Annotated in this window: 11 protein-coding genes; 5 read left to right on the top strand and 6 right to left on the bottom strand. The window is 36.9% G+C overall.

Going from position 1 to position 13,769, the window contains the following annotated elements; all coding sequences use genetic code 11:
* Nucleotide 1: 1 nt before the first annotated feature.
* Nucleotides 2–907: an alpha/beta fold hydrolase gene (locus tag HNQ56_RS18720; RefSeq protein WP_429149320.1), complete on the top strand. Its 906-nt coding sequence runs from the start codon at nucleotides 2–4 to the stop codon at nucleotides 905–907.
* A gap of 107 nt (nucleotides 908–1,014) precedes the next feature.
* Here HNQ56_RS18720 and abc-f read toward each other — a convergent pair whose 3' ends face one another.
* Nucleotides 1,015–2,589, bottom strand: coding sequence for a ribosomal protection-like ABC-F family protein (gene abc-f / locus HNQ56_RS18715; protein WP_429149318.1), 1,575 nt, complete (start codon nucleotides 2,587–2,589; stop codon nucleotides 1,015–1,017).
* A gap of 1,341 nt (nucleotides 2,590–3,930) precedes the next feature.
* Between abc-f and HNQ56_RS18710 the strand changes: the two genes are divergently transcribed.
* On the top strand, nucleotides 3,931–5,085 hold the full coding sequence (locus HNQ56_RS18710) for a polysaccharide deacetylase family protein (protein WP_429149316.1): 1,155 nt from the start codon (nucleotides 3,931–3,933) through the stop codon (nucleotides 5,083–5,085).
* A gap of 204 nt (nucleotides 5,086–5,289) precedes the next feature.
* Here HNQ56_RS18710 and HNQ56_RS18705 read toward each other — a convergent pair whose 3' ends face one another.
* Both HNQ56_RS18705 and HNQ56_RS18700 read right to left on the bottom strand, forming a co-directional pair.
* Nucleotides 5,290–6,264 carry a DUF2935 domain-containing protein gene (locus HNQ56_RS18705; protein ID WP_429149315.1) on the bottom strand — a complete coding sequence of 325 codons (975 nt, stop codon included), beginning with the start codon at nucleotides 6,262–6,264 and terminating at the stop codon, nucleotides 5,290–5,292.
* A 51-nt stretch (nucleotides 6,265–6,315) separates the two neighbouring features.
* Nucleotides 6,316–7,326, bottom strand: a complete 1,011-nt coding sequence (locus HNQ56_RS18700) for an SDR family oxidoreductase (RefSeq protein WP_429149313.1) — start codon at nucleotides 7,324–7,326, stop codon at nucleotides 6,316–6,318.
* Nucleotides 7,327–7,994: 668 nt separating this feature from the next.
* Between HNQ56_RS18700 and HNQ56_RS18695 the strand changes: the two genes are divergently transcribed.
* Nucleotides 7,995–8,711: an AAA family ATPase gene (locus tag HNQ56_RS18695; protein WP_429149311.1), complete on the top strand. Its 717-nt coding sequence runs from the start codon at nucleotides 7,995–7,997 to the stop codon at nucleotides 8,709–8,711.
* A gap of 172 nt (nucleotides 8,712–8,883) precedes the next feature.
* On the opposite strand, the gene HNQ56_RS18690 is transcribed toward HNQ56_RS18695, so the two are convergent.
* The 3 genes from HNQ56_RS18690 to HNQ56_RS18680 all read right to left on the bottom strand — a co-directional run bounded on the left by HNQ56_RS18690 (nucleotide 8,884) and on the right by HNQ56_RS18680 (nucleotide 11,140).
* Entirely contained in the window at nucleotides 8,884–9,093 is a 210-nt protein-coding gene (locus tag HNQ56_RS18690; RefSeq protein ID WP_429149309.1) for a hypothetical protein, read from the bottom strand.
* Between the two features lie 36 nt (nucleotides 9,094–9,129).
* The gene (locus HNQ56_RS18685) at nucleotides 9,130–9,357 is read right to left on the bottom strand and encodes a helix-turn-helix domain-containing protein (RefSeq protein ID WP_429149307.1); all 228 of its coding nucleotides are present in this window, start codon (nucleotides 9,355–9,357) and stop codon (nucleotides 9,130–9,132) included.
* A gap of 640 nt (nucleotides 9,358–9,997) precedes the next feature.
* Complete coding sequence (locus tag HNQ56_RS18680; RefSeq protein ID WP_429149306.1) at nucleotides 9,998–11,140, bottom strand: hypothetical protein; 1,143 nt, start codon at nucleotides 11,138–11,140, stop codon at nucleotides 9,998–10,000.
* Nucleotides 11,141–11,602: 462 nt separating this feature from the next.
* On the opposite strand from HNQ56_RS18680, the gene HNQ56_RS18675 reads away from it, so the two are divergent.
* Both HNQ56_RS18675 and HNQ56_RS18670 read left to right on the top strand, forming a co-directional pair.
* Nucleotides 11,603–12,958: an AAA family ATPase gene (locus tag HNQ56_RS18675; protein WP_429149305.1), complete on the top strand. Its 1,356-nt coding sequence runs from the start codon at nucleotides 11,603–11,605 to the stop codon at nucleotides 12,956–12,958.
* 4 nt (nucleotides 12,959–12,962) lie between these two features.
* The gene (locus HNQ56_RS18670; RefSeq protein WP_429149304.1) at nucleotides 12,963–13,664 is read left to right on the top strand and encodes an RloB family protein; all 702 of its coding nucleotides are present in this window, start codon (nucleotides 12,963–12,965) and stop codon (nucleotides 13,662–13,664) included.
* Nucleotides 13,665–13,769: the final 105 nt, after the last annotated feature.

Raw genomic sequence — 13,769 nt, 5'->3', positions numbered from 1 at the left:
TATGAAAGCATATAGAAGTACGAAAGCAGGAAATCATATATTGAAAACCTATGATGAGCTGTTAGAGCAATGGGGTGTACCGGTGGAGGAACGGATGGTGCCTACCACATATGGCTCTACCCATGTTACTATAACCGGGAAAGAGGATGGTAAACCATTACTTATGTTTCATGGTGTAGGTGACGATTCTGCTCTAATGTGGATTTATAATGCAAAGGAACTGGGAAAATATTTTAGGTTATATGCGGTAGATACCATTGGCGGGCCCGGAAAAAGCATAATGGGTGAAAATTATAACGCGGATTTTGATGATGTTATATGGATTGATGAAATAATGAATTTTCTTGAACTGGAAAAGGCTTCTATAATAGGGGTATCCCATGGGGGATACCTGGTCCAGCTATATACATTACATAGACCGGAGAGAGTGGAGAAAGCAATTTGCATTGCTTCTTCCGTGCCCATAGGCGGGAGCGGAAATCCCATGAGGACCATGATGAAGATTTTTCTCCCGGAAGCTTTATTTCCCACGAAGGGAAATGTAAGAAAGCTCCTGAGAAAGCTGTCGGGAGATCATGCAGAGGTGTTCACTGATCATACACTGATCTTGAATCATTATACCTGGTTATTAAAAGGATTTAATAATATGGCGATGAGATATCATAAGGTACGAGTGTTTACAGAGGAAGAAGTAGATCAAATCAGGGATAAGATATTTTATCTGGCAGGCCTGGAGGATCCTTTTCAAAAATTGGGAGGAGAGAGTCTGCTAAGGGATTATGGAATGAATGTAAGATTTTATGAAGGTGTTGGACATGGTATTAATCATGAGATTTCAGAAGAAATAAATAATATGGTGATACGGATTATGGCAGGAGAGATAAGTGATTTATCACTTGTGGAGTAGCCCGTATATACACAGCAAACAACCCACTACGCCATTGGAGTGGGTTGTTTGCTAAAAAAGGGAGGATACCTTTCTTTAAACTTGTGAGTGGTACCTCTTATCCTTTTCTAACCCAATTCAATTACTTTATTGGCAACATTAATGCCAAAGCGCTCGTCATGTTCAACGAATATTATGGTCGGTTCATATTTCAGAATGGCTTTTTCCAGCTGTTCACGAAAATAAATATCCATATAGTTCAAGGGTTCATCCAATAATATCAATTGATTTTGACCGGAGAAGGCTCTGGCTATATCTAATTTTCTGATTTCGCCGCCACTAAAGGTTTCAATGGGCCGCATCATAGTATTGTCGGATATGTTAAATAGCTGACAGAATTCCCTTATTTTCGTCCATTCTTCTCTGGTTGTTATAAGGTCTGATAGAAAACCATTCTTCCATAAGGGGTCTTGGCAGCTTTCGGCAATCATCAGACCATTGGCATATTCAATACAATCCTTGGAAGGCAAAGCGCCGGATAACAGCTTGAGTAAAGTGCTTTTACCGCTCCCGTTTGCACCCTTTATCCATATCCTGTCTCCGGAGTAAACCTCAAAGCATGCATTATTTATAATGCTTCTCTCATGAGAATATCCGAACTTAAGCCGCTTCACTTTGATCAGGAGAGCTTCCTCTGATTTTTCCTGATTTATTGTTAGCTCATCTGCTGCCTCATAGTTTTTTAAAAGCTCCTTTTTGATCTTCAGATTTTCCTCTGCTTCCAATTCTGCATTCTTTGCGTGCCTCATAAACTGCGCCGCTCTTGATCCACTGGATCTTTCAAATTTGCCATGCTGATTTTTAGTTCCCTCTGCGATGGATGCCCATTTTCTTTTACTTACGGACTGATTCTCTAAAGCCGAGATTTCCTTTTCCAGTTTGGTACGAGTTCGGAATTCGTAAGCCTCCTTCCAATCCTTATTCGTCTTCCATGAGGAGTAATTTCCCTTTTCTAGTTCGATGTTAGTCTTATTAATGGAAAGAACATGATCGATTACCTTATCTAAAAAGTCCCGGTCGTGTGAAACAACGATAAAACCCTTCTTTTTTTGAAGATAAGTTATCAATACCTCTTTTCCTCTTATATCTAAGTGATTGGTAGGCTCATCCAATAATACAAAGGCGTTATGACGCAGAAATAGTGTGATAATCTGCAATTTAGTCTTTTCGCCGCCGGATAAGGAAGCATAATCTCTTTCCAACAAATCATCGGGAAGCTGCATTAAATTAACCTCCTTACGAATTCGGCTTTCCATGTTATAGCCATCCATTTTCAGATATGATTCGAAAAGCTGTTGATATTCATCCATACGTCTCTCAACATTCTCTCTGAGAATTTCATCCATTAGAACCTCTAAGGTTTTCAATCCACCGATATTCTCCTTTATTATATCCATCGACTTATGATATTGAACATTAACCTGGTAGGGAAATAGCTCGGTTTTAACATCCATATGAATATGCCCCTTGTTCGGTATTAGGGTCTGGTTCAGCAAATGTAGAAAGGTTGTTTTCCCTCTGCCATTTCTGCCAATCAATCCTAATTTCCAATCGGTATCTAAACTAAGATTCACATGCTCAAATACCGGCTGATAGTACTGCGCATAATAAAAAGTTAAATCATTAACTATAATTTTCGACATATAAGCCTCTCTTTCCTATCCGACCTCTACGTGAAAATCGTATATGCCGGATTACAATAATGCATTTTCAAAGCGATAGAAACAGCATTTTCTCATTCTTATTCTAGCGATTCTTATCAATCTACAAATAATAATCACATTGACACCTTCTTTCTGTTTTTACTTAATTCCCAAAGATAAGCATTAAAAAAGAGCTTGAGAAATAAAATAGCATTCACAGGCTGCATAAAAATACTTCCTATAAAATAAGAATAATAAACGCAAACAAGACAGAAGCAATCTAACTCCTGACATGCATTGATATTCTACCTTTCATAAGAAGCATTATTTACGAGTTCTGATACGCACTTTATTCTCAACCTCATATTCTCAAATATATAAATAATTATAATGACTATTAAATTATACCGATTTTAAGAGGCAATGTCAATTTAAATTGTTGAAAAACTGCAGACGATTACTGTTCAGAGATTACCTTGAACAAAAAAGCCGATGGTGTATACTGATTTCAGTCAAAGCCATCGGTTTTATCTTATCCAAAGGTTCTGGATACTCTATCGAATACATTCTGTGGAATTTGCGGTTTTTTCAGTACTGGTAATTTGACGATGGATAACTGTCGTTATACATGTTTAAAAAATGAAAAAGTGTCTGAACCATCAAATATTTGAGCGGTTAGATCTTGAATGTGAATAGATACCATCAAAAAAATTTCGTCACGTTTCATAATGAATTAATGTAGGGAGTGAACAGCAACCAGAATTAGGGACGGGGCAGAAATTAATGTAATGTTCGGTTGTATTAGAAGGGGGTATATGGTAATATTGTTGCAGGAGTAATAAAGGCAAGGGACAAGTTTCCTGGAAGGGAGTGCCTCCTCTGCTTACAGGATTAAACGGATCAATGATAAGGAAAATAACTGAGACTATATATGGCGCCGGAATGTGAAGGAAATGATGAGAGTAAGGCGGCATCAATAGGTTATAATAAGAAGTATAAAACAGAACAAATCAGGAGAGGGAGAACATTGTGAGAGGCGGAAATCGAATAAGATACAGGAGAAATAGAAGGAAAAATAAATTAATTTTGTTTGCAATACTTATAGTGTTAATGCTAGTGATTGCCGCAATATTACTTAAGTTAGTATTTTTTACGGAAACTGCTTCCTCTGAGGATGGAAAACCAGGAGGGAAGGTAGCCTCCGGTGAAGACCAGGGAGATGCAGATCACCCAGATGAAGGCAATCCCGACGGAAACAATTCAGATGGGAGCAATCCGGATGAAGCTGAAACAACAGATACTTTAGCGCAAGAAGCGGCTCAAAAACAGCTTGCCGAGCGTATGGGTAAGGCAGACAGAATAGCAAAGGGCTATGATTATGATGCTGCGATTGATCTGCTGGCAACGATTGAAGATTATGAAAGCAATGCACAGATTACAGAGCGTATCAAAGAATATGAAGCGCAAAAAGCTGCCCTGGTTGAATGGGAGGATGTAACAAAGATTTCCCATGTATTTTTCCATTCTCTGATTGTAGACACAAACAAGGCATTTGACGGCGATGAGGATTCCGGCGATTATAATACGGTAATGACTACTGCAGATGAATTTAACAAGATCATGGAACAAATGTATGAACGAGGCTATGTGTTAGTAAGAATTCATGACATGGCTGATTTTGTTACAGGGGATGATGGAAGTGTGAAATTTACAAAAGGGAAGATCATGCTGCCGGAAGGGAAAATCCCTTTTATATTATCACAGGACGATGTAAATTATTATAAATACATGGAAGGTGATGGATTTGCCAGCCGGCTGGTTATCGGGGAAGACGGCATGGTAACCACTGAGATGGATTTGGAAGATGGTACAAGCGTTCAAGGCTCCTATGATGTGGTGCCATTGCTGGAAGACTTTATAGAAGAGCATCCGGACTTTTCTTATCGCGGAGCGAGGGGAATACTGGGGATAACAGGCTATCAGGGCGTATTCGGTTACCGTACTTCCCGCAGGTCAAATGCAGAAAACCCCAACCTTGAAGAAGATACTAAGAAAGCAACCGAAGTGGCGAATCGGTTAAAGGAAATGGGATGGGAACTCGCCAGCCATAGCTGGGGGCATAGACATATGGGTCAAATCCCATATAAAAATTTCACCTGGGATACAGATATTTGGGAGACGGAGGTAAAGCCGATTTTAGGCGATACGGATATTTATATCTATCCTTATGGAGACGATATTGGAAGCTGGAAACCATATAAGGGGGAAAAGTATGATTATCTGAAATCGAAAGGCTTTGTATATTTTTGTAATGTAGATGCGGCGGGCCCTTACTGGGTGCAGATTACGGACGAATATTTAAGACAGGGGCGGATTAATCTCGATGGTATGCGCATGTATGAAGCGATTTCAGGCGGGAAAAACAGAGTGGAACCATTCTTTGATGTGGAAACCGTATTTGATAAAGCAAGGCCTTTGCCGGTTCCGGGGATATAAATTTCTTGTTCCTATAAGATAAGGAAAAATCCCACAAGTAAAACCCCCGCTGCGTCATTGTAACGGGGGTTAAACAACCAATTAGTCTTTACAGTGGGTACGGCCTTATTCAAAAAGGGGCTCCCGCTCCCTCGTTTTGGCGACAGCCCCTTTAGCCTGCCCCTGCGTTTCCCGCAGAGCAGGAAAAGAGGTGATTTTGCGATCTTATCTTTTTATCAGCCTCAATAACATTAGATAATGGTTCGCCTCTCGAAGTACATGATCTGCAAGAAGAGGAGGAATAATGGATTTGATTTTACATTCTAATAATCCTTCCGTAGCAGATTGTTTGAAATTTTGGATACTTGCTGTAGCATCTAAGCTTCTTTGAAGAATTTGATTTTCGCTGACTCTAATGCATTCCTCAACTAACTTTTCAAACTTCTCTGCTGTATTTTCAGCCGTTCTTTTCAGTGATCTTTCCGTAGGATCCAGCATTCCATCCATAAATTGTGCATGCTCACCCATAATGTTATTCCAGAAATTAAGTTCATTGCATAATGTTATCCTGGGAAGCTCTTTATTTTGAAGCATTTTTAATATTGCTAAGTAATACATTGCTTCACGTGTATCGTGTTCTAACATTTCAGGATAGAGAGTAATAAATATTTTACATTCCATCTGAAGAGCCATTAAGTTTTTTTGAAATGCAATTATTTCATCAAGAAGACATAATGATCTTGCATTGATATCATATGCAATATTTTCCGGCCAATTCTCACAATAATAATTTGAACTATATACCAGATTCATTTCAGCCTTAGTTATTTCTGTATTAATCCCGGCCCCGGTTAATTTTGCATTCACTTCTTCCGCTCTTAGGGTATAAGGAGTTACAAATTCATTTGAATGGATGGAAAGTTCTGATACAACACCATTGGCATAGTATACCGTTTCTGATAAGAGCTGTTCAAAACTTTGCTTATAAAACTTAGCTTTAGCAATATTGCCTGCTTCGACTGGCTGTAAATTGGTTTCAATAAAAAATAAATGTTCCTTCATTATCCTCTGAAAGAAAAGATTTATTTCCAGAGAAATTCTTGTGAATTCTTCCCTTGATAGCAATAGAATTACCCCTATCACATATTGTTTACTACATAGTATCAGTTGATATGTAAAAATATGCAAATAGAATTCCATAATTTATGTTTTTTAGTATATAATCATTTTTATATGTTATAATAGAGCCATTTATGAATTAGTTGATTGTCCTCCGTCAACATGAAGAATCTGACCGGTTACAAAGCGGGAATCATCTGAAGCTAAGTATACATATGTGGGAGCCAGTTCAAATGGTTGACCAATACGCATCATCATGTTATTTTCCGGTATAGCAGTCTCGTCTGCTGAAAAGCTTGCAGGAATTAGGGGTGTCCATATCTTACCGGGTGCAACGGCATTGACACGGATACCATCCTTTGCAACACTTCTGGCCAAAGCCCTTGTAAAGCCTACGATTGCTCCTTTGGTAGCAGTATAGTCAATAAGCTGGTCTGCACCAACATAAGTTACAACGGATGTCGTGCCAATAATAGAGCTGCCTGGAGACATAAAAGGAAGTGCAGCCTTTGTTATATAGAAATGAGAATAAATGTTTACCTTAAAGGTTTGATCAAACTGTTCATCGCTAATATCCAGCAGACTGAGCTGCTGAAACTGTATACCTACATTATTGCATAAGATATCTAATCGTCCGAAGGTCTGAATCGTGTTATTTACAATATCAACGCATTGTTGTTTTTCACTTAAATCACCTGGAATTAGAAGGCATCTTCTTCCGATTTCTTCGATGCGATTTTTGGTTCTTATGGCATCCTGATGTTCATCAAGATAAGAAATCGCTACGTCTGCACCTTCTTTTGCAAAAGCGATGGCAGCCGCGGCACCGATACCACTGTCACCGCCTGTAATTAAAGCTACTTTATTTAATAGTTTTTCAGTACCTTTGTAATTGGGATTCTCTATAATTGGTTTCGGAACCATCAAGTCTTCAAGTCCGGGCTGACGTAATTGACGTTGTTCAGGAACGCTGATGGGAATATCCTTATACTGTGTAATAGTACCGTAATTGGGATACATGGGGTAGGGGTCAATAATTAAATTTCTTTGAAAAATTTCCTGTAACTTTTGAATGATTTGTAAGTTATCGGTATAATCATCTGTTTCTGCGGTGTTAATTGGAGGAAAACCTTGATTACCCATTTGAATTACCCTGTATGATTAGAATTAACAAAATTCCATATACATTATCCTTTCATTATCGTTTTTGAATTAATTTACAATTTATTTTGGTGATGTATGAACCTCCCTTTTGTTAGATAATGGGATAATTTAAAATATATCTTGGGTTAGTGTAGTAGGGTGGTCTAGGGCCAATCTGAGGCATTTTCCAGATATAGTTAAGGTATTTTAAACTCACTGTTTCATCTGAATAGTTTACAAGCAATAATTCTCTGGGTAAGCTAATTTGCTGATTCATATTTCTCTCACTTTAAACTTTAATATTCTTTATTAAATATATTTTATATTTTCCATATTATGAATATCTGGCAGGCCTGCTTCGCAATAAACTGCTGTATGGTAAGGTAGAAATCTTCCAACTCCTTCCGGATGGAATAAAGCTCTCCTGCAAGACTCCCTTCGTCAATGAGCCTTAACAAATAGGACTTGGCGCCGCAACGGAAGGCGTTCTCTGCAATAGACTGGGTAAGGAAGAGGAGGATGTGGAACAAATTAGTAGAATAGCAGAAGAGAATGCACTAGTAAGAATGATTATGCATTATTTATAACTCTATTCTTTTACAAAACTGCTTTTCTTTAAGGATGTATTTGAATGGATTCAGAACCATATTTCTGTCATTATGCCTGGCATGCCATTGGTCGATTTGGAATATTACTATGATAAGGATTCGCTGCAGATGATCAACCAGTTGATCGAGACCTTTGATACAGGAATAAGTCAGGTCAAAATGGAGGAGATCACCCTTGATGAGTTAAGCAATGCTATGCCGAAGCCCATTTTTGACAAGGTTATGAACCAGGTGAAGAGCAGAATAGAGGAACAGGAAAACTCCTCCTTCTGCATTACAATGAGATCCAATGAAAACTTTTTCAATATTGATGTGCAAGGGCATAATGAGCTTAAAATAACGACGATTCGTTTACATCATAATCGATCCTTTTATGATTTCAGTTTTGAAGAAGAGTCTGACGGCACACGCAGATTATTTGATTTGATGGACATGCTGCTAAATAAAAGGGAGGATGTGATTTACGTCGTCGATGAATTGGAACGAAGTCTGCATCCTAAATTAACGGAACACTTCTTGAAACTATTCATGGAACTTCATAAGGATCACCGAATGCAGTTGCTTTTTACAACGCATGAATCATCCATTATGGATCAGACTATATTCCGCAGGGACGAAATATGGTTTATCGAGCGGAATGCAGATAATTTCAGCACGATTTATTCCCTGGATCGCTTTAAGGAGCGATATGACAAGGTGCTGAGTAAGGCGTATCTTGAGGGCAGATATGGAGCAATCCCTGTGCTTACCTCTTTTGATTTCAGAGAGGAGGTATAGGGACATGGCTCCGGTCAGAAGTTATACAAATTGGAATAGCAGAATAACGGACAAGGAAGAACAGAGAGAACCCTATCGTAAGTACTTCTTTATCTGTGAAGGCGCCAATTACGCTTTACGCAGGTTTTGAAGTCCTTCTTGAATTTAGTGGTATATCGCACATCAAGCATGCTTAATCCTCCATGAGTTCTTTAAATAAGTCCGCAGCATTTCCGGTAAATTTATACCCACCTCCAGCTTCTAATTCGGCAAAGGCTTCTAATGTCTCGGCGTTGGGAATTTCATCGGGCAAAGCGGCCCCCTGGAGATAAGGGATGATGTAAATCAGTTTTCCCTCCGGTATCTGGTCAATAAGGCTTTTGGCAAAATCTCTATTGCTCATGGCAACACTTCCTTTCATTGTTTAGAGTTGCTGAAATTATTCTCTTGTTTCTGTGTCAGTATCAGGAATGTAATCTAAGATATCCCCCGGTTGACAATTTAGTACATCACATAGAGAAGCCACGGAATCCAAGGTGATGCTTTTTCCGTTCCGAATATTTTGTAATGTTCCTTCGGATATAATTTTATCTTTACGAATTTTATATGTTGTTAATCCTTTTTGCTCCATCATAGCAAGTAGTTTATTATATACTATGGTTCCCACTTTATAAAACTTCCTTTCCAAGGGACGTCAAAAACACCTCTTTCATTACAACCATATTATATCATACAACATACATCAAAATAAATGTACAATATATGCATTAAAATTAGAGTATATTTGTGTGTTGTGTCAATTAGATACACTCTAATAATGATGTATGATAAGTGCATAAGATTGATACAGATACCATCCGATAAGCCTGAAAAGCTTAGAAGTCGTTATGTAAAAAAATACTGCAGAAGGGACTTAAAAAATCAGCATCGCCTCAAAAATATTAATTCTTGTGTCAAAATTGTGTCAACCCGGTTGTTGAGGGGGAAACGAGAGGGATGTACTCTGATATCAAAAACGCTGGAACGCCCATAAAACAAGGGAAAATACCACAAGCAAAACCCCCGCTACGTCGTTGTAACGGGGGTTCTGCTAAAAAGGGGAGGTTGATAAAACGTAATTCCGTCATGTTTTATCAACCTCCATTTTGTCTTTAAAATAAGACATTTCAGAAAATTGAAATTCGTCTGATGTTGTGATATTAAATTGAAGTTGGGGCAAATGTTGGGGCGGAATATCGTTCTATAATGCTTATAACAGGTTATGTTAAAACGATATTAGATATTTTATATCTTATCCTTCATCAAATTTATTTTAGGTTATTTAAAGTATAATAAAAGAATAGATCCTTCTTTTGGATTTCTCTTTGCTTATCCTTGTAATCTTGATATGTATGGGCTAATTTATTAATTGCGGATATACCGGCTGTAATACCGCCTGTCATAAGCACAGTTTTATCTAATTTTGCAATATCTAATAGATATTTAATTAGTCCTGAGGAAGCCACACCTATGGATACTATTTTCATGGTATTTATAAAATTCTTATCAGTTAATAAATTTAATCCAAGGTTTTTGATAAAAGTATTTTGCCTAGTTGCTTCATTTATCTCAGTTAATGATGGCATGATTTCTTTCATATAAATAAGCGAACATTCGGCTTTGAACTCATCATTCCAAGGTAAACTTTGAATTTTATTACTATATTCAAGCATTTTACCTCTGAATCTTACCAATGCATTATTAAACTCCTTTTTAATATCTAGAATTTCATCAATTGATAACATTTCAAAAGATGGGAGTCCAAGCATTAGTTCATTGGTGAATGCAGTATCTTTAATCTGAAGTTTATTAGCATCGCTAAATGATAGTATATTAGAGACCGAAAAGCCATTCATAAGATCGTTTGCTTGTTTATCGAATAGAGGAAATGAATTATTGATTGACTGTAATAACTTTTGGATAAATTCATTTAGAAAGTCATCACCTTGATTAGATATTGACGAATTGAATTTTTCGATATTGACACAACCATTTTTTATTAATTTATTTAATTCGGCACAGTCTCCTGCGCCCATTAAATCTATAGTTGTATTTCCAATATCTTTCATAAATTGAATCATGGTTTTTGTATATTTCAGTCTTTCTGGATATGGTAAACTTTTTATGGTTCCAGAATATTTTTCTAATTGGTCAAAAACAGGTTTTATTTCGCTGCCAATTCCACTATCAACACTTTCGCAATAAGGGATTACTAACTTCGCCAATTTAATGGCATTTTTTTCGGTTAACTGATTGTTATATTGTAGTAATTGTTGATATGTATAAGCAACAGGGCTAATTATATTGACAGAATCAGCATACATTAATGAACTTTTTATATACTTCATGTCATTCTTAAGAGTTGTACCATCTGGGCAAACTGCAATTGTTACATTGAATTTGGTATCCACCTATAATATTCCTCCTTTATTAAGTGAACATGGGATTGCTTACTTACTCATATGATAACACAACATAATTCTGTTATCAAGAACAGCATTATTAAGCAATTTTATATAAAAAACCCATGTATAATGTAGAAATATATATTTTGGGGACCTCTTAGGGGCGTATTATTATTGCTATTATTAACTCGGAACCTATTGGAAAAATTTACAATATATATACAAAATCTTTTAATAAAAGATCCGTAAATAATGTATTATCATTAATATATTATATCCAAGTTAAGCTTAAAGTTTAAGTAATCAAAAAAGTCGAAGTAACTCAAGTTATTAAAAGATATGGCATCATAAAATTAATATTTGGAGAAAAAATCTCTAAATAGTCAAAACATAAGTTGACTTCATATGATTCTTAATCTATAATAAAATAAAGATAAAATATTTGTTTTTATAAGGAGGCAGCTTCTAGTGTTAGTAAAAATAAGCGTGGAAAATTTTAAGTCCTTTGACAAGTTAGCGGAATTGACTATGATTTCATCTAATAAAATTAGGATCAATGGTGAGCATAAGTTAAAGATAAAGAATACGCAGTTGCTAAAATACGGTGTTATTTATGGTGCAAATGCCTCCGGAAAAACCAATCTTATAGAATTCTTTCGATTCTTTAAAGAGAGCGTACGCGCAGGAATTCCCTTGGAAGCCGTGCAAATGTTTTGTAAAAATAAAGAAGAGAATAAGGAGCGGGAGAGCAGCTTCGAGTTACAGATCACGGTTGGCGATAAATTTTATGCATACGGTTTTTCTGCTGTATTAAGTAAGAGAAAAATAACCTCAGAATGGCTATATGAACTATATCAAAATGGTTCTGCCAAATGTCTTTTTCAAAGGGAGAAAAATAATCGCCCTGTTTTAGATGAGTCTATTAATTTGAGTAGTATAGAGAAGAATAAATTTAATATCTATGCAGATGACTTCGAGGGAAATGAAACCACGTTGTTTTTAACGGAAATGAACCGGGGTAAGAAATATGATACTCATTCAAAACTGCTTTTCTTTAAAGATGTATTTGAATGGATTCAGAACCATATTTCTGTCATTATGCCTGGCATGCCATTGGTCGATTTGGAATATTACTATGATAAGGATTCGCTGCAGATGATCAACCAGTTGATTGAGACCTTTGATACAGGAATAAGCCAGGTCAAAATGGAGGAGATCACTCTGGATGAGTTAAGTAATGCTATGCCAAAGCCCATTTTTGACAAGGTTATGAACCAGGTGAAGAGCAGAATAGAGGAACAGGAGAACTCTTCCTTCCGCATGACAATGAGATCCAATGAAAACTTTTTCAATATTGATGTGCAGGGGCATAATGAGCTTAAAATAACGACGATTCGTTTACATCATAATCGATCCTTTTATGATTTCAGTTTTGAGGAAGAGTCTGACGGCACACGCAGATTATTTGATTTGATGGACATGCTGCTAAATAAAAGGGAGGATGTAATTTACGTCGTCGATGAATTGGAACGAAGTCTGCATCCTAAATTAACGGAACGCTTCTTGAAACTATTCATGGAACTTCATAAGGATCACCGGATGCAGTTGCTTTTTACAACGCATGAATCATCCATTATGGATCAGACTATATTCCGCAGGGACGAAATATGGTTTATCGAGCGGAATGCAGATAATTTTAGCACGATTTATTCTTTGGATCGCTTTAAGGAGCGATACGATAAGGTATTGAGTAAGGCATATCTTGAGGGCAGATATGGAGCAATCCCTGTGTTTACCTCTTTTGATTTCAGAGAGGAGGGATAGGGACATGGCTCCGGTCAGAAGTTATACAAATTGGAATAGCAGAATAACGGACAATGAAGAACAGAGAGAACCCTATCGTAAGTACTTCTTTATCTGTGAAGGCGCCAACACAGAGACGTGGTATTTTAAAAAGTTGATAGATATCAGAAAACTGCTTAATATTCACCCGCTGATTGATATACGTCTGTTAGAAAAGACAGGGGGTGACCGGGATATCAGTTATCCGAGAAAACTGATGGAATTTGCCAAAGCACAAAAGGAGAATCCCGATATTTCCTTTGATAAGGCGCAGGATAAAATGATTATTGTATTTGATGCTGATATTTTTGAAGAAAAAGTGCAGGATTATAAGGAATTGATTGAATATGGGGAAAGGGATAATATTCTAGCGGTGATAAACCCGGCATTTGAACTGTTCCTGCTTCTTCATTTTGAGGATGCCTATGAAAAAGATATTCTGCCTAATAGGGATGAGATTATAAAGAATGAGAAGGATGGAAGTCAGACATTTATTTATAAACTTTTGCTGAATAGAACGGGCATTAATTCAAAGAAGAATTCTCGGATTGGAGAATTGGCTGCAAGGATAGATATTGCTATTGAACAGGAACAGAAAGTTAATCGGGATATACATGATTGTAAGGGAAAGATAACCTGTAATATTGGACAGATTATTCAGAGAATTCGGAGCGACGAAGGAATATAATAAGCCGATAAAACAACCAGATGTTTTGTAAAAACAAAAAGGCAGTAGAGTTTCCGTGTGAAATTCTACTGCCTTTTTCATGCCTATGGATCAGAAAACAAAATA

The sequence above is a fragment of the Anaerotaenia torta genome, from assembly GCF_050433395.1.
Lineage (GTDB): Bacteria > Bacillota > Clostridia > Lachnospirales > Lachnospiraceae > Mobilitalea > Mobilitalea torta.
The sequence above is the reverse complement of the archived record's forward strand: the minus strand, read 5'-3'. Positions and strand labels throughout refer to the sequence as shown.